Consider the following 21,722-nt stretch of genomic DNA (forward strand, 5'->3'; position numbering starts at 1 on the left):
GCCTCCCGCGACAGGGGAGGGATGGCATAGGCGCCGGGTCAAAACGTTGCTTCTGCTAGCAAAGAATGGCGCATCTGCACAACCGCAAAATCGCCGTCTTTCCGGCCTGCTTATCCTGTGGATCGGCGCTCGGCCGTAAACTCCAACATTGCCTTGCCGCTTTTCGCCGCTATGGTCCCGCCACCTCTGACGAAACAGGAAATCTCATGGCCGCAGACCTCCGTTTTCTCGCAGCCCGCATCTCCGCCGAAATCAACGCCCGGCCCGAACAGGCCAAAGCCGCCATCGAGCTGCTCGACGAGGGCGCAACCGTGCCCTTCATCGCCCGTTACCGCAAGGAAGTGACGGGTGGGCTGGACGATACGCAGCTGCGCAATCTCGCCGAGCGGCTGGTGTATCTGCGCGAACTCGAAGCCCGGCGCGACGCGATCGTCGAATCGATCACCGGCCAGGGCAAGATGACCGAGGAGCTGATGGTGAAGGTCGCAGGCGCCGAAACCAAGGCCGAGCTGGAAGATCTCTATCTGCCCTACAAGCCGAAGCGCCGCACACGGGCGGAAATCGCCCGCGAACGCGGCCTCGGCCCGCTCGCCGAGACGATCCTTGCCGACAGAGCCAGGGAACCCGCCGTCCTGGCCGAAGGCTTCATCACAGCGGATGTGCCCGATGTGAAGACGGCGCTCGAGGGCGCGCGCGACATCATCGCCGAAGGCATTGCCGAAAATGCCGACCTGCTCGGCAAGCTGCGCGCCCATATGCGCCAGGCCTCGCTGCTGAAGGCGAAAGTCGTCGACGGCAAGCAGGCGACGGGCGAGAAGTTTTCCGACTATTTCGACCATTCCGAACGCTGGGCGACCGCCCCCGGCCACCGCGCGCTCGCCATGCTGCGCGGCTGGAACGAGGAGGTGCTGACGCTGACGATCGAGGCCGACGCCGAGACGACTTCTCCGAACAAGCCGGTCGAACGCATGATCGTGGCGGCCTACGAGATCGGTACGAGCCGTCCCGGCGACCGCTGGCTGATGGAGGTCGCAAGCTGGACCTGGCGCGTCAAGCTTTCCATGTCGCTCTCGCTCGACCTGATGCGGGAACTGCGCGAAAGGGCAGAAGAGGAGGCGATCCATGTCTTCGCCCGCAATCTCAAGGACCTGCTTTTGGCAGCGCCCGCCGGCTCGCGCGCGACGATGGGTCTCGATCCCGGCATCCGCACCGGCGTCAAGGTCGCCGTCGTCGACGGCACCGGTAAGGTGGTGGCGACATCGACCGTCTATCCCTTCCAGCCGAGGAACGACGTGCGTGGCGCCCAGGTCGAACTCGCATCGCTGATCCGCAAGCATAATGTCGAGCTGATCTCGATCGGCAACGGCACCGGCAGCCGCGAAACCGAAAAGCTGGTGGCCGACATGCTGGCCGAGTTGCCGGCGCCGAAGCCGACCAAGGTCATCGTCTCGGAAGCCGGCGCCTCGGTCTATTCCGCCTCGGCGACGGCAGCGGCTGAGTTTCCCGATCTCGACGTGTCGCTGCGCGGCGCCGTCTCCATCGCGCGGCGCCTGCAGGACCCGCTGGCCGAACTGGTCAAGATCGAGCCGAAGTCGATCGGCGTCGGCCAGTATCAGCATGACGTCGACCAGCAGAAGCTGTCGCGTTCGCTCGATGCCGTGGTGGAAGATGCGGTGAATGCCGTCGGTGTCGATCTCAACACGGCGTCAGCGCCGTTGCTCTCGCGCGTCTCCGGCCTCGGCCCGTCGATCGCCGATGCCATCGTCCGCCATCGCGACAGCGAGGGCCGTTTCGAGACGCGAAAGGATCTGCTGAAGGTCGCACGCCTCGGCGGCCGCACCTTCGAGCAATGCGCCGGCTTCCTGCGCATCCCCAACGGCAAGGAGCCGCTCGACTCCTCCTCGGTCCACCCGGAGGCCTATGGCGTCGCCAAGAAGATCGTTGCCGCCTGCGGCCGTGATCTGCGCGCGCTGATGGGCGATAGCGCCGTGTTGAAATCGGTCGATCCGCGCCAGTTTATCGACGAGAAATTCGGTCTGCCGACGGTCAGGGACATTATCGCAGAGCTGGAAAAGCCCGGCCGCGACCCGCGTCCGAGCTTCAAGACCGCGACCTTTGCCGAGGGAGTCAACGAAATTTCCGACCTGAAGCCCGGCATGGTGCTGGAAGGCACGGTGACCAACGTCGCCGCCTTCGGCGCCTTCGTCGATATCGGCGTGCACCAGGATGGTCTGGTGCACGTGTCCCAGCTTGCCGATCGTTTCGTCAAGGACCCTCACGAGGTCGTCAAGGCCGGCGATGTCGTCAAGGTGCGTGTTGTTGAAGTCGATGCCAAGCGCAAGCGCATCGCTCTCTCGATGAAACGTGATGACGGCTCTTCAGCGCCGCCGCCGCGTGGTGATTCTCGCGGAAGTCAGGGTTCCCGGCCGCAGAACGAGCGCCGGCCGGCGGCGCAGAAAGCCGAAAACCAGGGTGCATTCGGTGCAGCACTTGCCGAAGCCATGAAGCGAAAATAAGGGTTTAGCCGGAATTTCGGCAAAAATGCAACAGTTTGGCAGCGTTCTGAGCGGAGTGCTAAATCCGGCGCTTGTAAGGCGAAAGAGAGCGATTAAGTTGATGTGACCATCCTGTCACATTTGCGAGGCGTCCATGGCGTCGGCATTCTTATCGATCGTCCAGCAAATCGTCCGCAAGGGTTCGTTGAAACTTACCCTTGCCAATGGCGAAACCCACATTATCGGCGACGGCACCGGTGAAACCGTTGTCGCCCGCCTTGCCGATCAGGAGGCCGAGGACGCCATCCGGCGCGACCCGACCTTGAAGCTCGGCGAAATGTACATGCAAGGCCGGTTCATTCTCGAACAGGGCAACATCTATGATTTCCTGTCGCTGGTGAAGCAGAACACCACCAACGAGATCTTCGATTTCAAGATGGCGGCACTGCTCCTCGGCCGCATTGCCTGGCAGCAGCTGAAGAGCCGCGTGCCGGTCAATCGCAACAAGCACAATGTCGCCCATCATTACGACCTGTCGGCCAAGCTCTTCGATCTTTTCCTCGACGAGGACTGGCAATATTCCTGCGCCTATTTCGAGCCGCCGGGCATTGGTCTCGACGAGGCGCAGCTCGCCAAGAAGCGCCATATCGCCGCCAAGCTTCTGCTCGAGCCGAACCAGCGCATCCTGGAGATCGGCTCCGGCTGGGGCGGCATGGGCATGTACCTGACGGAGGCGACGGAAGGTGCCGAGTTCACCGGCATCACGCTGAGCGAGGAGCAGCTCAAGGTCTCGCGTGCGCGTGCCGAAAAGCGCGGCCTTGCCGACCGTGTGCGTTTCGAACTGCAGGACTACCGCACCATGACGGGCAGGAAGTTCGACCGTATCGTCTCGGTCGGCATGTTCGAACATGTCGGCATCGGCCACTACGGCAATTTCTTCCGCAAGGTATCGGATCTGCTCGACGACAACGGCGTCATGGTGCTGCATTCGATCGGCCGCCCCAAGCCGAGCTTCGGCACCAATGCCTTCATCGAGAAATACATTTTCCCGGGCGGCTACATCCCTTCCGTCGGCGAGGTCGTGCCGCCGCTTGAAAAGGCCGGGCTGCTGGTCAAGGATATCGAAATCCTGCCGCTGCATTATGCCTATACGCTGCGTCATTGGCGCGAGCGTTTCGTGGCGCGCAAGGCCGAAGCGGTGGCACTTTACGACGAGCAGTTCTTCCGCATGTGGGAATTCTATCTGGCGGGTTCCGAAATGGGCTTCCGCTGGGACGAGCTTTTCATCCTGCAGATCCAGATCGCCAAGAACCAGTTCGCCGTTCCCGACAATCGCAGTTACATTGCGCGGAATGAAGCGAAGTTGAAGGAATTCGAGGCGAGGCGCGCCCCGCTCGAAAAGGTGACATTCTGATCCCCCGGAAATGCCGCTTCCGCTGGCGATTTTGCCGAGGAGCCAATTCTCATGAAAGGTTGTGCCGATGAGCAGTGCGTTTCCCGAGATCTACCTGGTCCGCCACGGTGAAACCGAATGGAGCCTGTCGGGGCGGCATACCGGACGCAGCGATATTCCCTTGACGGCGAACGGCGAGGCCGCCGCCCGCAAACTCGCCGACCGGCTGGCGGGCCTTAGCTTCTCCGCCGTCTGGTCGAGCCCGTCCGAGCGGGCCCGCAAGACCTGCGCGCTCGCCGGGTTCGGATCGGGCGCGGTGATCAAGGACGATCTCGCCGAATGGGACTACGGCTCTTATGAAGGCATCACCACCAAGGCGATCCTTGCCAACCGCCCCGGCTGGCAGCTCTTTCGCGACGGCTGCCCGAAGGGCGAATTCGCCGCCGATGTCGGCGATCGCGCCGACGCCGTGATTAGCGGACTTCGTCAAACGGCCGGCACCATCCTGGTCTTTTCGAGCTCGCATTTCCTGCGCGTCCTCGCCGCCCGCTGGCTCGGCCTGCCGCCGGAAGACGGCTCCCGTTTCGTACTCGATACGGCCAGCATCAGCGTGCTCGGCTACGAGCACGATCTGACCGAGCCGGTCATCCGCCGCTGGAACCAGCGGTAAAAACCAGACGCAGTCGTCTGCCTGCTCAATCTCGCCGCCGTGGTTAACATTGGGGTAACGACATCGGGATAGATGTAGCGAGCGCCGCCCTCCGCGGCTTTGTTTTTGCGTTTTCTGGAGTGTGGACGTGTCTCATCGATCAGTCGTATCGATCTCTTTGGCTATTGCCCTTTTATCTGCTGGCTCGGCGGCCGCCCAGGAAAGCGGCCAGCACTTCTGGTCCGGCGACTGGTATTTGAGCGTCGGCGTCGCTGGCTTCTCCGCCCCGAAATTCGAGGGCTCGTCGCACAATGAATTCAAGTTCAGCCCGTTGATCTCGGTCGGTCGCCAAGGCGCCGGCCCGCGTTTTTCCTCGCGCAACGACAATCCGTCCTTCGCCCTCATCGACAAGGGCGCTTTCCGCGCCGGCATCGTCGGCAGGTTCGTGCCGTCGCGCGATGACGGCGACGGCAGCGAGCTGAAGGGCTTGAAGAAGGTCAAATGGGGGGCGGAAGCCGGCGGTTTCGTCGAGGTCTACCCGACAGATTTCCTTCGTGCCCGCGCCGAAGTCCGCCAGGGCATCCGCTCGCATGACGGCATCGTCGCCGATCTCGCGGTCGATGCCTTCACCGATATCGCCCCCGACCTCCAGCTATCAGGCGGCCCGCGTGCGACCTTCGCCACCAGCGGCTATTACGACGCCTATTATGGCGTCAACGCCAAGCAGGCGGCGGCAAGCGGCCTTGATCCCTATAAGCCGTCGTCTGGCATCCAATCCTATGGCGCAGGCGCGGCGCTGACCTGGAAGGCGACGGAAAACCTCTCGGCAAGTTCCTTCCTCGAATATAAGCGGCTGGCAGGCCCTGCCGCCGACAGCAGCCTCGTGCGTGACCGCGGCTCGAAGAACCAGGTCCTGATCGGCGTCTCGGCGACCTACAAGTTCAATTTCTCACTGCAGTGATTGACGCGGCTGCGCATCCCATCTCAGATGCGCAGCGCTGTAATGCTTTGAATTGCCCTATAATTTCACCGTTGGATCAGAATCGATCCAACGGTGATGCAAATGGCAGTGCAATGATCGCTTCTTGACCGCATCGACGGCCCGCCGCTAGATGAGCGGCATGCACGATACCGGCGACTTCAACGATCGCGTCTCCGACGCACCTTCCGATAACTGGGTCTACCGGATCCTGCCGCCATGGCTTTGGCCTTATGCACAGCTCGCACGCTGGGACCGCCCCATCGGCTGGCAGCTCTTGATGTGGCCGTGCTTCTGGTCGGCGACACTTGCGGCCAATGCGGCGATCGGCGAGGGGATCTATTCCGGCAGCTTGCTGGTGTCTCATTTGTTCCTTTATTTCATCGGCGCGGTCGCCATGCGCGGCGCCGGCTGCACCTATAATGATCTCGTCGACCACGAGATTGACATGGAAGTGGCGCGCACGCGGTCGCGTCCGCTGCCCTCCGGCCGCGTCACGCGCGCCCACGCGAAAATCTTCATCGGCCTGCAGGCGCTGGTCGGCCTCATCGTGCTGTTGCAGTTCAACTGGCTCAACGTCTTCCTCGGCGTGCTCTCGCTCGGGATCGTGGCGTTCTATCCCTATGCCAAACGTTTCACCGACTGGCCGCAATTCTACCTCGGACTTGCCTTCTCCTGGGGCGCGCTGATGGGCTGGGCCGGGATTATGGGCGGCCTCTCCTTCGCCGCTATCCTGCTCTACGCCGCCTCCGTCGCCTGGACGATCGGTTATGATACGATCTATGCGCATCAGGACAAGGAGGATGACGAGCTGATCGGCGTCCGCTCCACCGCGCGCTTGTTCGGCGACAGGACACGGTTATGGCTGATCGGCCTTTATGGGCTGACGCTGGTGCTGATGTTCATCGCTTTCGCTCTTGCCGGCGCCAATCTCATCGCTTTCCTGGCCCTGCTCGGCGCCGCCGGCATGTTCGCCTGGCAGATCGTCCGGCTCGATATCAACGATCCCGACCAGTGCCTGGCGCTTTTCAAATCGAACAACCGCGTCGGCCTGATCATCTTCTTCGGCCTCTTCGTTTCGCTGCTGTTTGCCATTCCCTGATTGGGACGATGAATGAAACGATAAACCCGGCGCCGGCGCCGGGTTCAAAATGCTATTGCCAAATCGGGACTTTCGCGGTTTTCGCTTAAGTCCGGGCGATGATTTCCTTACCTTCGATCTTCATGGCGACGCCCAGCCGGCCGGTGGTGCGTCGCACCAGGAAGCGCGGACGGCGGTTGGCGAAGTAGGAATGGCGGCGGCGCGGCTTGAGGTCGCTGGTGCGCAAGGCGCCGATGTGATCTTCGAGCGGCCGGGCGACGCCGTCGGCCTCGACCATCAGCATCGGAATGCGGAAGGCTTCGGACCAACTGCGCCAGTCGGCGGCGATGTCGCTGAGATCATGGGCGACGAGCAGCGGAATGCAGAGCTCCGGATCGGTGTGATGGAGTTCGAGAGTGACAGTGACATCGCCGTCGCCATGGTCGATGGCGCGGGCGGCGACGCCCTTGAAAACGCGCTTCGGCAGCGCAATCGAGAGCGGCAGGCCGCTGGAGGGGAGGACCTTGCGCAGGACCGCACCGCGTTCGTCTATCGTGATATTGACGTCATCCGAACAATCGTGGATGGCGTAGCTGACCTGCTGGGGAAAGCGGGACGGATCGAGGCGTAACGTCGTGCCAGCCCAGGCGGGCTTCATAACGGGATTGTTCATTTCATTCTACCCTTGTCTTACCTGAGAGCCGATTTCCGGTCTTCTCCTTGGGACTTTTCGTCCTCTATGGCCGACAATAGGCAGCCGCCGTTCCGTACAGCTTAAAAATTGCGGTTAAGAAAACTTTGCCTCCTCTGATGGTTATCAAAACCGAATCCGGCAGGGTTTCCGGAAGGTGAACGATGTGGTGTCCTGGAATGACGCATCCGGAGGTAAGCCTCAGGTAAGCTTTCCATGGCAAAATGTGCTCACCAGCATTTCGTCGTTCTTTTAGAGATTTTGCCGAAAAGGGCGCTTTCCATGATCACGGCTTCCCTCGCTTACACGATCCTGTCGCGGGACATGACGTCGAGCCTCAACAGGGTCGCGTCGCAGACGACGGTCAAGAAGGATGCCCAATATTACGCCGACCATATCAACAAGGTCACCAATGTCGACGACTTCCTCGGCGACTACAAGCTCTACAGCTATGCGATGAAGGCCTATGGCCTCGAGGACATGACCTACGCCAAGGCCTTCATGAAGAAGGTGCTGGAAAGCGATCTCACCGATCCCGACAGCTACGCCAACAAGCTCTCCGATACGCGCTACCGCGAATTCGCCGCCGCCTTCAATTTCAACGCGCCGGAGAAGGACGTGCAGACGGATGCGCAGGAGGACGAGCTCATCGGCCTTTACAAGCAATCCTTCGCCGACGCCGAAAAGGCCGCGAACGCCGAGAGCACCTATTACAGCAACAATATCGATAGCGTGCAGAGCGTCGACGATCTGGTCAACAACACCCGGTTGCGCACCTATGTGCTGAAGACCTTCAAGATCGATCCCACCTATGCGTCGAAGGATTTTCTGCGGCAGGTGCTGACCAGCGATCTCAGCGACCCCACGAGCGTCGTCAATACGCAGGGCGGCGACAAGTATAAAGCGCTTGTCGCCCAGTTCAGCTTCAACGCCGACGGCACCGTCACCGGCACGGCCCAGACCGCCGCGCAAAAGGCCTCGGTCATCGAGTCCTACACACTGAATTCCCAATCGGTCATCATCGACAATTCGGTCGGCTCCGACGTCTATTACGTCGGCAAGACGGCGGCCGAATACAACAAGGCCTATTACACCGCCAAGATCGGCACGATCACCAATGTCGATGACCTGGTCGCCGACAACCGGCTGACCTCGTATATCAAGACAGCCTACAGCATGGGTGCCGACTTTACCGCCGCAGCGCTGCGTACCGTGCTGACCGACCCCGGCTATGCCCAGCTGATGGGCTTTACGAATGTCTACAATGCTTTCAATTTCAAGGCGGACGGTTCGACGTCGAGCACGGCGCGCGCCCAGTCTATCGCCCAGGCGAACAACCTGCAGTCGGCTGCGTCGAACACCGGCAGTTATTATACCTTGTCCTCGCAATCGAGCAGCATCACCAATGTCGACGACCTGCTCGCCGATGACGTGCTGGCGCGCTATATCAAGGATGCCTATGGTCTCGGCACGAATTTCAGCAATGCCGACCTCAAGAGCATTCTGACGGATCCGGCCTATGCCGCGGCTCAGGGCCATGCCGACATCAATGCCGACTTCAATTTCCAGGCGGACGGTTCGATCAACGGTTCGGTAATTCAGACGGAAGCGCAACGAAAGTCGACCACCGATAAGTCGGCGGCGAACGCCGCGCATTTCAACGGCATGATCGGCAATGTCACCAATGTCGATGACATCATGTCCGATGCCGTTGCCGTCAGCTACATCAGAAACAGCATGCAGATCGCAGACAGCGTCTCAGATGCGACCTTGAGGACCTTCCTGGTCGATCCCACGGCTGCCAGCGCCCAGGGCTATAGCGACGTCCACGATCTTTTCAATTTCAAGACGGATGGTTCTGTCGCCACCCTTTACGCCTCGCAAAGTGCCTCGCAGAGCGCGAGCACCACCAGCAAGGCCAATGATGCGGCCGTCTACTATCAGGCGACCATCGCCGGCATCTCGGACGTCGATCAGTTGCTGGCGGACCAGAAACTGAACAATTTCGTCCGCAACGCCTTCGGCATCCCGTCGACGGTCAGTGATCTCGATCTCAGGAATATCCTGACCGACCAGAGCGGCACCGGCACTTATGCCGACGTTGCTGCTGCCTTCAACTTCAAGGCGGACGGCACGCTTGAAGATGGTATGCAGGCGCAGACGGCCGCCCAGATCAGCAATACGAAAATTAGTGCGACAGCGCGGACCAACGACTATTCCGCACGGATGGGGGCGATCGCCAATGTCGATGATCTCATCGCCGATGACGCCATCACCAATTTCCTGAAGAGCACTTACAATCTGCCGTTCGATATCTCGGATGCCGACCTGAAGAGCATCCTGACCGATGCGACGGCGGCTGCCGCAGCCGGTCACGCCGATCTCAATGCCGACTTCAACTTCGCCGCCGATGGATCGCTTCCTGTCGTCAGCTCGGTCCAGACTGCCGATCAGGCACAGACCACCAACGACAATTACGCGGCGCGCTATGACGACGAGCGCGACGAGGCGATCGACGAGGTCGCATCCAACTACCAGAAGCTTATGGCCGACAGCAGTAGCCTGCTGAATTTCTCCGACGTCAACAGCGTCAATGATTTCCTGCGCAGCAATTCGGCGGCCGATTTCAGCAAGAGCAACGACAATCTACCGGATCTCTTCCATGTGGCGCTGCAGGCTTTCGGCCTGACCGACCAGGACGTATCGCGTTCGATGATGCGCAAGATCCTGACCAGCGATGCCTATGATCCGAACGGCTATGTCGCTTCGCTCAAGGATGAACGCATCACCAACCTTGCGCGCGCCTTCAACTTCGGCCCCGACGGCAAGGCGGCATCACCCTTCCAGGCGCTGCCAGACGCGACCATGGCCAAATACGCCACCGATTATAGATCGCATATCACCATGCTGATGAAGGACGGTCCGGTAAAGGACAAGGCGGCGAAAGACGCGACGGCCGAAGTCGATTATTTCGCCAAGGGCATGGCAAAGGTAAAGTCGCTCGACGATTTCCTCGACGACAGTCGGCTGACCGACCTGGTGCTGAAGGCGAATAACCTTGACCCCGAGGATTACGACAAGGCAACGCTGAAGAAGATCTTCACCTCCGATCCCGACGACAAGAAGAGCTATCTCAACGCCACCGCCGACGCGCGATTCAAGGACATCGTCGCCGCCTTCAATTTCGACAAGGACGGCAACCTGACCCGTGCCAAGATCGGCACCATCCAGAACAAGGCGGCCGAGGAACACACCCAGGAGCTCTACGTTCAGCAAACGATGGAGAACCAGGAGGGCGAAAGCAACGACGGCGTCCGCCTGGCGCTCTATTTCAGCCGCAAGGCCTCGAGCATCACCTCGATCTATGGGATCCTCGGCGACAGGGCGCTTTATCAGGTCATCACCACAGCCTACAGCCTGCCGTCGCAGATCTCCGGCATGGATGTCGCCAAGCAGGCCGATCTCATCAACCGCTTCGTCAAGCTCGAGGATCTCCAGGATCCGAAGAAGGTCGATAAGCTGCTGCGGCGGTTCACCGCGATGTACGACGTCCAGAACGCCACCCAGCAGTCGCCGGCGCTGATGATCCTGACCAACGGCGGCACGCAGTAGGCCTAAGGCGATTCCCGGCAAAGTACGCAGCGGGTTTCCCCCGCGCTTCGTCGTCCCAGGCTTGAGCTACAGCTGTCCGGTTGGCGTCAATGACTGCCCCTCACCCTAACCCTCTCCCCGTAAAAACGGGGCGAGGGGACGTGCCCTGCGAGAGGTGAGCGGGGGACGGAGAGGTTGCGGCATATCCCCTTCGCCCCGTTTACGGGGAGAAGGTGGCGGCAGCCGGATGAGGGGCCGGCATCGGCGATCTCTTGGGCCGAGTAGCAGGAGATGACATTGAACTCGCGCTCTCAACCATGGGGAAATGCCCTGATCGTTAACCTCGCGGATCGAGGCTGACAACCTTTCCCGGGTTCATGATATCGGCTGGGTCGAAGGCGCGCTTGATGCGGCGCATCAGCTCGATTTCGATCGCTGGCCGGATCGCCGCCAGTTCGTCGCGCTTCAGCTGACCGATGCCGTGCTCGGCCGAAATCGAGCCGCCATGCGCAAGCACCAGTCCATGCACGATTTGGTTCATCTCATGCCAGCGGGCAATGAAGGCGTCCTTGTCGGCGCCGAGCGGCTGGGAAATATTGTAATGGATGTTGCCGTCGCCCATATGGCCGAAGGCGCAGATGCGGGCGCCGGGCATCGCCGCCATCACCGCTTCTTCGGCCTCGGCCATGAAATGCGGGATCTTCGACACGGGCACGGAAACATCGTGCTTGATCGATCCGCCTTCCGGCTTCTGCGCGTCCGACATGCTCTCGCGCATGTGCCAGAGCGCCTTCTGCTGGGCTACCGATGAGGCGATTGCGGCGTCGAGCACCAGCCCGGCCTCGAAGCCCTGTTCCAGCACGCCACTCATCATCCGTTCCGCCGTCTCGGCCGAATCCGACGTCGAAATGTCGATCAGCACATACCAGGGATAGGCGGCCTCGAGCGGATCGCGCACGCCGTCGATATGGCGCGTGGTGATCTCGACGCCGAAACGCGGCATCAGCTCGAAACCGGTGAGCGAGGCGCCGCAGAGGCTGGAGGCGAGGTTGAAGAGGGCAAGGGCGTCCGTCACCGAATTCAGGCCGGCGAAGGCCACTTGGTGGCCGAGCGGCTGGGGAAAGAGCTTCAGCACCGCGCCGGTGATGATGCCGAGCGTGCCTTCGGCGCCGATGAAGAGATCGCGCAGGTCGTAGCCGGTATTGTCCTTCTTCAGGCGGCGTAAACCGTCCCAGATCTCCCCGGTCGGCAGCACCACTTCAAGGCCGAGGCAGAGCTGACGTATATTGCCATAGGCAAGCACGGCCGTGCCGCCGGCATTGGTGGAAAGGTTGCCGCCGATGCGGCAGGAGCCCTCCGAGCCGAGAGACAGCGGAAACAGCCGCCCATGCGCCTCAGCTGCCTTCTGCACCTCGGCCAGGATAGCGCCGCCATCGGCCACCAGCACATTCGCCACCGGATCAACATCGCGAATTCTGTTCATGCGTTCGAGCGACAGGATGATATCGGACTTGCCCTGACGCGGTGTCTGGCCGCCGACGAGGCCGGTATTGCCGGTCTGCGGCACGATCGCCGTTCCGGTCTCCGTTGCAAGCTTCATGATATCCGAGACTTCCTCAACCGAGCCGGGTTTCAAGAGGAGAGGGGAGGAGCCGTGATAGAGCCCGCGGTTTTCGATCAGATGCGGCGCAAGATCGGCCTCGCTGCGAAGCGCGTATTTTTCGCCGACGATCGCCACGAAGCGGTCGAGATCCTCGTTGGAAATGCTGCTCATCGGGCTCGATTCTCCATCCTGTTTCCGGTCCTTCAGTCGCGGGGCGCGGCTGCCCGCTGCAGGCGGTCGTTGATCGCCTCGCCGAGCCCCTCCTTGGGAATCGGCGAAAAGGCGATGCTCTGAGCGCCGCTGGCATCGGCCCGCTTCATATAGTCGAAAAGATTGGCGGCAGCCTCTGCCAGGTCGCCTCGCGGGCTGAGATCGAGGACGATCCGCGCACTGTCCGCGCCGGAGACCGCAGCGCTGCCGAAGGCGATCAGCGCTTCGCCGGGTTCGACTGCCGTTGCATTGAGGCGCACGGAAGCACCCGGCGCGTAATGCGAGGCAAGCATGCCCGGTGCCTCGATGGCCGCCGATGCCGTCTTCGCCCGCAGCAGCGGTTGGCCTGCAACACGCTCGATCTCGCGCGCCGCCAGTCCACCCGGCCGAAGCAGCCTGAGTTGGCCGCCCTCTGCCTTGACGATCGTCGATTCGACGCCGACAGCACTTGAACCGGCATCGAGGATCAACGGGATTTTCGCTCCGAGATCGGCTTCGACATGGGCAGCACTCGTGGCGCTGACCCCGCCTGAGGTATTGGCACTGGGGGCCGCGAGCGGCCGTCCGAAGGCGCCGATCAAAGCGCCAGCGAACCCCTTCGGCACGCGGATGCCGACGCTGTCGAGCCCCGCGGTCGCCAGCGAATGGATCGAGCTCTGAGGCTTTAGCGGCAGCACGAGGGTGAGCGGGCCGGGCCAGAAGGCTTCAGCGAGCGCTCGCGAGACCGGGTCGAACTCGGCATGTTCTTGAGCCATTGCGAGGTCGGCCATATGACAGATCAGCGGGTTGAAGCGCGGCCGTCCCTTTGTCTCGTAGATGCGGGCAATGGCCAAAGGATTGGTGGCGTCGGCGGCAAGGCCGTAGACGGTCTCCGTCGGGATGGCGATGGCAAAGCCGTCGGCAAGAGCGGCTGAGGCCGCCTCCAGCGCTGCCTGCCTGTCTGCCGTGATATCGATCGTGCGTGCCATGTCCTGCCCGTGTTCCTCCCGGCAGTCATTAGGCTTTCCGCCGCCCGCGATCAATCGCTTAAAGCTGCCGGATGATTTCGCGCAGCTGTTCGTTGCGGGCGCCGAGCAGCAGGATGTTGCGGATCGCCGCCTGCGGATCGTGGGTGCGGAAAAGCAGGCCGTTGCCGCGCACCGACCGGTCGATGGTCATCTTTTCCGCGGACTCTTCGCCTGGCTTTATGGCGACGGCGAAATACATGCGGGAATAACCGACGTCGATGCGCTCGAAGAAATTGTCGTTGTCGCCGATGTCGGAGTAGAAATTGGCGATATAGAAAGCCCAGCTCACCTCCTCGTAGCGGGCGAACTTCGTCCGTGCGGCGGTGACGTGGCAATAGCCGAGATGCGGGCTATCCTGCAGCGTCCGGTGGAAGATCATCTTCGGAAACTGGATCGAATGGTGGAAACCGTTGATGTTCTGATGCGTTTTTTCGCCGGCCACCTGCAGCTTGCGGCCGGTCTTTGCGGCGACCTCGTCATGGGTGAAATACCGCTTTTCCTCTGCCAGCCAATGCCGCCGCTCGCGGGGAATGCGGCCGGTGCGCAAGAATTCGGAATGAGCGGCAATCAGCTGCGGCTCTTGCGATCTGCTCGCATCTTTCGCGTCGAAATAACGGAGTTTGGCCATGGTTCGCGTTCTTCGGTCGGTCGGTGATCACCAGGAGGATAGGACCGTATGCTTAAGGCGATGTTAAAAAAATAGTCTCGCAGCCGGCCGGCGGAAGGGCAAATTCCGGCAGATGTCGCAAACGAGACGGCGGTCGATCTCGGCAGCAGACCTCTTTGCGGAGCGGGTCTTTACGCCATGTCGCAATTGACGATAATTGCCCGGAGAGTCGGGCGATGTCATCGACTGGGATCGGCAGCTTGCGGCTTGCCGCATCCTGTCGTCAATTTCGAAGCCGATGTCGCATTACAACCAAGCGGCAGGCAAGCTCGGTGATTAAATGCATGAACAACTCTCCCGAAGGAGAAGGAAGCGGGCGCGCTTTCGCCGGCCTTCTTGCCGGAAGGCGGCAGCCGGGTGCACGAGGACATGAAGATGGATATTCGCAGCAACGTTTTGCGTCAGCTCAAGAGCCGCCGTGAGGGCTTCAGCCTCGAGCAGCCGTTCTATATCGACGAGGATTATTTCCAGCTCGACATGGAGATGATCTATTATCGCGACTGGCTGTTCATCGGCCATGATTGCGAACTGCCGAAGCCGGGGGCCTATTTCACAGTTCAGATCGGCAGCTATCCCGTCGTCATCGTCCGCGGCCGCGACAATGTCATCCGCGCCTTCCACAATAGCTGTCGTCATCGCGGCTCGCGCGTCTGCACCAAGGAGCATGGCTCCTCCGTGCGTCTCGTCTGCCCCTACCATCAGTGGACCTATGATCTCGAAGGCAAGCTCGCCTTCGCCCGCCACATGGGCGATGATTTCGACAAGACCGGGTTCAATCTGAAGCCCGTCCATTGCGAAATCGTCGCAGGCTATGTGTTCATTTGCCTTGCCAACACTGCCCCCGATTTCCAGCCGGTGCGCGACAAGATCGAACCCTATGTCGCGCCGCACCGGATCAGCGAGAGCAAGGTCGCCTTCCAGAGCACGATCATCGAGAAGGGCAACTGGAAGCTTGTCTGGGAAAACAACCGCGAGTGCTATCACTGCGCCGCCAATCACCCCGAGCTCTGCCGCACCTATCCCGAAGCCCCGAGTGTCACCGGCACGGATGGCGGTGCCGACGATCCGGAGATCGCCGGCCATTGGGCGCGTTGCGAGGCCGCTGGCCTGCCGAGCAAGTTCCAGATTTCGCCGGACGGTCAGTTCCGCACCGCCCGCATGCCGCTGATCGAAGATGCCGAGAGCTACACCATGTCGGGCAAGAGTGCCGTCAAGCGCCCGCTCTCCGACGATATCTCGATCAGCCACATCGGCACCATGCTGCTCTTCCATTACCCGACGACGTGGAACCATCTGCTCGGCGACCACGCCATCTCCTTCCGGGTGCTGCCGCTCAGCGCCAATGAGACGGCGGTGACGACCAAGTGGCTCGTCCACAAGGACGCCGTCGAAGGCGTGGATTATAATCTCGAGGAACTGACCCACGTCTGGACCGAAACCAACGATCAGGATCGCCGCATCGTCGAGGAAAACGCCTTCGGCATTCACTCGCCCGCCTATGAGCCGGGCCCCTATTCTTCCCTGCATGAAGGCGGCGTCATGCAGTTCCTCGAATGGTATTCGAACTTCATGGTGAACCGTCTGCAGGGTGACCAGGCGAAAATTTCCGCCGTGGCCTGATCTGAGACTGTCTGAGCCGGGCGGTTAATCTCCGGTTCAGTTCAGACTCGTTAAAAGGGAAGCAGCCGGCCCTGGCCGCTTCGGAACCATTCGGGCGCGAAGGCGTTGCTTGGCAGGCGGTGATAGCTGTCGAATGGGAGATGAGCAATGATCGGGCTGAGAAATAAGATCGCGACTGCAGTTCTGGCTGCGGCCGTGGTGCTGACGGGTTTTGTACCGTCGAAGGCAATCCAGATGCCCACCGCCCCGCAGGTGGAAAAATCCTCCGACGTCGAAAACGTCCAGTACCGCCGCTACTATCGCCCCGGTTACCGTCCGGGCTACCGGCCGGGATATCGTCCCGGCGCCTACTACCGGCCCGGCTATTACGGTGGCTATCGCGGCTATTCCTATTATCGCCCGGGATATCGCCGGTATAACGGCTACTGGTATCCGCTCGCCGCCTTCGGCGCCGGCGCGGTCATCGGCGGCGCCATTGCCGCGCAGCCGCGTTACGTCGCGCCAGCTCCGCGCATGGGTTCGAGCCACGTCGCCTGGTGCGCCAACCGCTACCGGTCCTATCGCGCCTACGACAACACGTTCCAACCCTATAACGGCCCGCGCCAGCAGTGCTATTCGCCGTATTGATAAGGCGTAGGAAGCGCGCTGCGCTTCCAATCGCTAAGTGTCAACGCAGCGTGATGCCATAGGCGCAGCGCCGTCATTCGTTGCGTCGGCGGTGAGTTCGGCCGGAACGTAACCCCACCCTCCGTCATCCTCGGCCTTGAGCCGAGGATCCATGCCCGTGGTGATGGAGGCCAACAGGATCCTCGGGTCAGGCCGGAGGATGACGGAGAGTGGGGAGAGCTTCTGGAAAGTACCGCGACGTGTGGGGAATGCGCCTCTCCGACAGTCACGCCTGCACGTCTCCCCTCAAAGAATATCCACCCGCCTCAGCAACCACCAGGCAAGGGCAACGGAGGCGAGGATGAGGACGACGGCGTATTCCGTGCCGTAGTCGCCGACGGAGAAGGGCAGGTTTGCCGTGTTCATGCCGAAGAAGCCCGTCACCAGGGTCGGCGGCAGCAGGAAGGCCGTCATGATCGACAGCAGATAGAGGTGACGGTTGGTCTCGGAGGATTGTTTCGAATCGATTTCTTCGTGCAGCAGGCGTGCCCGATCCTGCAGCGCATAGATATCGTGGTCGACCGTTTCCAGTCGGCCGGTCAGCCGCCGCGCTACATCGTCGAAGCCGAAGGGCATCTCGTCCTCGTCGGCTGCCGCCGCCCGGCGCATCAGCGCCAGCACCGTGCGCAGATGCCGATGCAGCCTGACCACGGTTCGCCGCACCGGCGCCAGGCGCCGGCGCTCGTCGCGTTGCGCACTGTCGTAGACGATATCCTCGATCTGGTTCAGCTCTTCGGTGAGTTCGATGACGATCGCAATCAGCGTCCGCTGGAATTCGGTCACCAGCAGTTCGAACAGATCGACCGGCCGCGAGAATTTGCCCGGATTCTTATCGATCAGCGCCCGCGCCCGTTCGACGCTGCGCAGCGGCTGCAGCCTTGTGGTGATGATGAAGCGGTCGGACATGGCGAAATGCAGCCAGCCCAGATTGTTGGTATCCTCGGCGAACTCGCGCTGACAGTCGACGAGCGTGCCATAGAGCATCTGCTCGTCGACGGTGATGGCCGCATGCGTATCCCGCGTCGTCAGCGCCGACTTCGCGTCCTCCGTCAGCCCCTCCAGCGTATCGAGCAAGGCCGGCACGCGGGCGTCGACAAGGTTGAGGTGCAGCCAGTAGAAACAGTTATCCGCGGTCAGTTCCGCCACCGTCGCACTGTTGTTCAGCCGCACCGCGGCCTTTTCATCCGGCGAGAAGCGATAGGCCCAGACAAAACCGGGTATGTTGACGGGCAATGTGTCCACTGTTCGCCGGTCCTTTGCGAAGGCGATGTCTTTCCTTAGAGTTTGTTCATGACGTCCATTTGGCCGACGGTGCAAGCGCAAAGCGTCATTTCAGCCAAACTATCGCATGACCACTAAAGAAATCGAAATTGACGTTTACGTAAAAATCAATTAGCCCTTGCCTCGGAGGGGCTTTGCCGTGCGCGAGGCCGGTCTGCGGAGGAAAAACCATGTACAAGGCGCCCGTCGAGGAAATCGCATTCACGCTGAAGCATGTCGCCGGCATGGGCGAGGCGATCTCAAAGGGGCTTCTCGGCGATCTCGGCGAGGATCTCGTCGACGCCATCCTCGCCGAGGCGGGGCGTTTTGCCACAGAGGAAGTGGCCCCGCTTGCCGAAATCGGCGATCGCCAGGGCGCTCGTCTGGAGGGTGGCGAGGTCCGGCTGCCGGATGGCTGGCGCGATCTCTACCGCCATTGGATTGCCGGCGGCTGGAACGGACTGACGGCGCCCGAGACTTTCGGTGGCCAGGCCTTGCCGCATATGCTGAATGTCGCAGCCCTCGAAATGTGGAATTCCGGTTCCATGGCCTTCGCGCTCGCTCCGACGCTGACGATGGGCGCCATCGAGGCGGTCAGCACCCATGGCAGTGCTGCGCTGAAAGACAAATATCTGAAAAAGATGGTCTCCGGCGAATGGACCGGCACCATGAACCTGACTGAGCCGCATGCCGGCTCCGATCTCGGCGTGCTGAAAGCCCGCGCCGAGCGCCGCGACGACGGCAGCTACCGCCTCTTCGGCCAGAAGATCTTCATCACCTGGGGCGAACATGACGCGGCCGACAACATCATTCATCTGGTGCTGGCCCGTCTGCCGGATGCGCCGGCCGGCACACGCGGCATCTCGCTCTTCCTGGTGCCGAAATTTCTGGTGAACGACGATGGCTCGCTTGGCGCCCGCAACGATCTGTTCTGTCACTCGCTGGAGCACAAGCTCGGCATCCATGGTTCGCCGACCTGCACGATGATCTACGGCGACGGCAAATTCGGCGATGAAAAGGGCGCTGTGGGCTGGCTGCTCGGCGAGGAGAACAAGGGGCTCGCCTGCATGTTCACGATGATGAACAATGCCCGCCTTGCCGTCGGCATGCAGGGCGTGGCGATCGCCGAGGCCGCCACCCAGAAGGCGCTCGCCTATGCCCGGGAGCGCACCCAGGGCAGGGCGCCGGGCTGGACCGGCGTCGGCATGAGCCCGATCGTCGACCATCCCGACGTCGCCCGCATGCTGCTCACCATGAAGGCTCTGACCCAAGGCGCGCGCGCCATCTCCTATGCCTGCGCCCACGCGATCGACATGTCGCACCGGGCAGCTGACACCAGCCGTCACTGGCAGGAACGCGCCGCCCTGCTGACGCCGGTCGCCAAATCCTTTTCAACCGATGCCGGCGTCGACGTCGCCTCGCTCGGCATTCAGGTGCATGGCGGCATGGGCTTCATCGAGGAGACGGGTGCGGCGCGTTATCTCCGCGATGCCCGCATCGCCCCGATCTACGAGGGCACCAATGGCATCCAGGCGATCGACCTCGTCACCCGCAAGCTGCCGCTCTCCGGCGGCGATCAGGTGAAGGGCTTCATCGCCGAGCTTAGAGAGATCGCCGACGACGTCCGCCGCTCCAATCTTAATGGTTTCGGCGAGACCGCTGTGAGGCTCGACGCGGCGATCGCCGACCTCGAGCAGGCGACCGCCTGGCTGATAAAGACGCTTGCCGATGACCAGACCGCCGAGGCGCTCTCGGGTGCTACGCCCTATCAGCGCCTGTTCGGGCTGGTGCTCACCGGCTGTTATCTTGCCAAGGGCGGTCTCGCCGAGAGTGCCGATGGTGCGGCCGAAAACCGCATCGCGCTCTGCCGCTTCGCCGCCGAAAACCTGCTTGCCGAGACCGCAGCCCTTCGCGACCGGGTCGTCAATGGGGCGGCAAGCCTTGCAGCCGCCCGTATCCTGCTTGCCTGAGGAGACCTTATGACCGATCACATCATCGTCGAGCAGCCTTCCGCCCATCCCGGCGTCCAGTTGATCCGCTTCAATCGGCCGGAGAAGAAGAACGCCATCAACCGCGCCATGTACCGGACAATGGCCGATGCGCTGAATGCGGCCAACACGAATCCTGGCATCCGCGCAACCGCCTTCCTCGGCACCGAAGGCTGCTTCTCGGCCGGCAACGACCTCAACGATTTTCTCGCTGCCGCAATGGGCGGCCGCGGCTTGGAGCAGGAGATCCTTGATTTCCTCTATGCGCTGGTGAACGCCGAAAAACCCGTCGTCTCGGGCGTCGACGGCCTGGCGATCGGCATCGGCACGACGATCCATCTCCATTGCGACCTGACCATCGCATCCAGCCGCAGCCAGTTCCGCACCCCCTTCGTCGATCTGGCGCTGGTGCCGGAGGCCGGTTCCAGCCTCGTCGCGCCGCGCCTGATGGGGCATCAGCGCGCCTTCGCCCTGCTGGCGGCCGGCGAAGCATTCTCCGCCGAGGAAGCGAAGGAAGCCGGCCTGGTCTGGAAGGTCGTTGAGCCAGGCGAGGTCGATGCCATGACGCTTGGCCTCGCTGCAAAGCTCGCGGCCAAGCCGCCGGAGGCGCTGCGCATCGCCCGCGATCTCACTCGCGGCGATCGTGGCGAGATCATCGCCCGCATCGACGAGGAGGCCCGCTATTTCTCCGCGCGGCTGAAAAGCGCCGAGGCCCGGGCGGCCTTCGAAGCCTTCATGCGCCGCTGAGCATCGCTTCGCGGCGATCTCGGTCAGCAGGCCGACCAACACCCGGAGCAAACGGATAGCGATTAGGCGGCCGGCACATCGAATACCTCGCCGGCCCTGAGCGGCCGGAACCGTTCCGGGGGGATATCATGCTCGCTCATTGCGTCTCGCAAGGCTCTTGCCGGCGCGTCGACCGCTTCATTCGTCAGTTGGAACGTGGCGAAGTGATGCCCGGCCACATAGGCCGCATTTGCCAACTTCATCCCGTTCACCGCCTCTTGCGGATTCTGGTGCTGCCCTTTCATGAACCATCGCGGCTCATATGCGCCGAAGGGTAAAATGGCCAAGCGAAAGCCGCCATGCTTCTGCTGTGCCGCTTTGTAATTGATGCCGTGGTGAAAGCCGGTATCTCCGACGTGATAAATTTTTCCGGCTGGAGTCGACAAAACGAACGACGCCCAGAGTGCCATCCGGCGATCGGCGGTTCCGCGGGCGGACCAATGGTGTGCAGGCTCCGCATCAATGCTTATTCCGGCGTGCGAAATGCGCTCGCCCCAGTCCATCGATGTCGTCTCTATATCAGGCACGGCACGGCGTATGATCGTGTCATTGCCGAGTGGCGTCACGACACGCGGCCGATGCTTCGCAGATAACCGCCTGAGCGTTGCGATATCGAGATGATCATAATGATTGTGCGATACCAGCACGAGATCGATTGGCGGCAAATCATCGAACGCGATGCCCGGTGGGACGACGCGCTTGGGTCCGGCAAAAGCCAAGGGACTCGCGCGCTCCGACCACACCGGGTCGGTGAGGATATTCAGTCCGGCGACCTGCACGAGCATTGTTGCATGGCCGACCATGGTCACCCTTAGGTCCTCGCCGTCGACGTATGGATCCGGCTTGGCCGCCGCGTACGGACTTGGGACCGACCTCGGCCAAGGCTCGCGGCCACCGCCGAATTGCCATCGCAACACATCGCGGAAACCAAGAGGCTCAATACCTTCGGGATTGAAGAAATGCGTGCCGTCGAAGTGATCGGACACCGGGCCGTGATAGTAGGGGTTGCGTCTTTTGCTCTTTCCGACAGACACGC

The 21,722-nt window shown here is 61.7% G+C and carries 16 protein-coding genes; 10 read left to right on the forward strand and 6 right to left on the reverse strand.

What is annotated here, in order from left to right; all coding sequences use genetic code 11:
- Nucleotides 1-206: 206 nt before the first annotated feature.
- From RWJ89_RS20330 to ubiA, 5 genes are all read left to right on the forward strand, one after another.
- Nucleotides 207-2,516, forward strand: coding sequence for a Tex family protein (locus RWJ89_RS20330; protein ID WP_168287448.1), 2,310 nt, complete (start codon nucleotides 207-209; stop codon nucleotides 2,514-2,516).
- Nucleotides 2,517-2,649: 133 nt separating this feature from the next.
- Nucleotides 2,650-3,909, forward strand: coding sequence for a cyclopropane-fatty-acyl-phospholipid synthase family protein (locus tag RWJ89_RS20335; protein WP_316031340.1), 1,260 nt, complete (start codon nucleotides 2,650-2,652; stop codon nucleotides 3,907-3,909).
- Nucleotides 3,910-3,976: 67 nt separating this feature from the next.
- Nucleotides 3,977-4,558 (forward strand): histidine phosphatase family protein, encoded by a 582-nt coding sequence (locus RWJ89_RS20340; RefSeq protein WP_077976573.1) that lies wholly within the window; start codon nucleotides 3,977-3,979, stop codon nucleotides 4,556-4,558.
- Between the two features lie 127 nt (nucleotides 4,559-4,685).
- The gene (locus RWJ89_RS20345; protein WP_017959210.1) at nucleotides 4,686-5,498 is read left to right on the forward strand and encodes a MipA/OmpV family protein; all 813 of its coding nucleotides are present in this window, start codon (nucleotides 4,686-4,688) and stop codon (nucleotides 5,496-5,498) included.
- Between the two features lie 160 nt (nucleotides 5,499-5,658).
- The gene (ubiA, locus tag RWJ89_RS20350; protein ID WP_170268267.1) at nucleotides 5,659-6,618 is read left to right on the forward strand and encodes a 4-hydroxybenzoate octaprenyltransferase; all 960 of its coding nucleotides are present in this window, start codon (nucleotides 5,659-5,661) and stop codon (nucleotides 6,616-6,618) included.
- A gap of 85 nt (nucleotides 6,619-6,703) precedes the next feature.
- On the opposite strand, the gene RWJ89_RS20355 is transcribed toward ubiA, so the two are convergent.
- A complete protein-coding gene (locus RWJ89_RS20355; RefSeq protein ID WP_027666623.1) occupies nucleotides 6,704-7,270 on the reverse strand; it encodes a DUF6101 family protein in 567 nt (188 codons plus the stop codon).
- A 300-nt stretch (nucleotides 7,271-7,570) separates the two neighbouring features.
- On the opposite strand from RWJ89_RS20355, the gene RWJ89_RS20360 reads away from it, so the two are divergent.
- A complete protein-coding gene (locus RWJ89_RS20360) occupies nucleotides 7,571-10,900 on the forward strand; it encodes a DUF1217 domain-containing protein (RefSeq protein WP_316031341.1) in 3,330 nt (1,109 codons plus the stop codon).
- Nucleotides 10,901-11,216: 316 nt separating this feature from the next.
- Here RWJ89_RS20360 and RWJ89_RS20365 read toward each other — a convergent pair whose 3' ends face one another.
- The 3 genes from RWJ89_RS20365 to RWJ89_RS20375 are packed head-to-tail and all read right to left on the reverse strand — an operon-like array spanning nucleotide 11,217 to nucleotide 14,327.
- Nucleotides 11,217-12,653, reverse strand: a complete 1,437-nt coding sequence (locus RWJ89_RS20365; RefSeq protein WP_316029436.1) for an FAD-binding oxidoreductase — start codon at nucleotides 12,651-12,653, stop codon at nucleotides 11,217-11,219.
- Nucleotides 12,654-12,685: 32 nt separating this feature from the next.
- A complete protein-coding gene (locus tag RWJ89_RS20370) occupies nucleotides 12,686-13,660 on the reverse strand; it encodes an L-threonylcarbamoyladenylate synthase (protein ID WP_316029437.1) in 975 nt (324 codons plus the stop codon).
- A 58-nt stretch (nucleotides 13,661-13,718) separates the two neighbouring features.
- Nucleotides 13,719-14,327 (reverse strand): DUF6656 family protein, encoded by a 609-nt coding sequence (locus RWJ89_RS20375; RefSeq protein ID WP_131642439.1) that lies wholly within the window; start codon nucleotides 14,325-14,327, stop codon nucleotides 13,719-13,721.
- A gap of 414 nt (nucleotides 14,328-14,741) precedes the next feature.
- Here RWJ89_RS20375 and RWJ89_RS20380 point away from each other — a divergent pair, with 414 nt between their 5' ends.
- Nucleotides 14,742-15,986: an aromatic ring-hydroxylating oxygenase subunit alpha gene (locus tag RWJ89_RS20380; RefSeq protein ID WP_077976694.1), complete on the forward strand. Its 1,245-nt coding sequence runs from the start codon at nucleotides 14,742-14,744 to the stop codon at nucleotides 15,984-15,986.
- 147 nt (nucleotides 15,987-16,133) lie between these two features.
- On the forward strand, nucleotides 16,134-16,613 hold the full coding sequence (locus RWJ89_RS20385) for a BA14K family protein (protein WP_168284047.1): 480 nt from the start codon (nucleotides 16,134-16,136) through the stop codon (nucleotides 16,611-16,613).
- Nucleotides 16,614-16,898: 285 nt separating this feature from the next.
- Here the strand turns inward: RWJ89_RS20385 and RWJ89_RS20390 are convergent, their stop codons facing one another.
- Entirely contained in the window at nucleotides 16,899-17,894 is a 996-nt protein-coding gene (locus RWJ89_RS20390; protein ID WP_017959220.1) for a transporter, read from the reverse strand.
- 209 nt (nucleotides 17,895-18,103) lie between these two features.
- Between RWJ89_RS20390 and RWJ89_RS20395 the strand changes: the two genes are divergently transcribed.
- Both RWJ89_RS20395 and RWJ89_RS20400 read left to right on the forward strand, forming a co-directional pair.
- Nucleotides 18,104-19,882 (forward strand): acyl-CoA dehydrogenase, encoded by a 1,779-nt coding sequence (locus RWJ89_RS20395; protein ID WP_316031342.1) that lies wholly within the window; start codon nucleotides 18,104-18,106, stop codon nucleotides 19,880-19,882.
- A 9-nt stretch (nucleotides 19,883-19,891) separates the two neighbouring features.
- Nucleotides 19,892-20,647, forward strand: coding sequence for a crotonase/enoyl-CoA hydratase family protein (locus RWJ89_RS20400; RefSeq protein WP_077976567.1), 756 nt, complete (start codon nucleotides 19,892-19,894; stop codon nucleotides 20,645-20,647).
- A gap of 62 nt (nucleotides 20,648-20,709) precedes the next feature.
- Here RWJ89_RS20400 and RWJ89_RS20405 read toward each other — a convergent pair whose 3' ends face one another.
- Nucleotides 20,710-21,720: an MBL fold metallo-hydrolase gene (locus tag RWJ89_RS20405; RefSeq protein WP_316031343.1), complete on the reverse strand. Its 1,011-nt coding sequence runs from the start codon at nucleotides 21,718-21,720 to the stop codon at nucleotides 20,710-20,712.
- Nucleotides 21,721-21,722: the final 2 nt, after the last annotated feature.

The organism is Rhizobium sp. 10PS4, from assembly GCF_032464805.1.
Taxonomy (GTDB): Bacteria; Pseudomonadota; Alphaproteobacteria; order Rhizobiales; family Rhizobiaceae; genus Rhizobium; species Rhizobium laguerreae.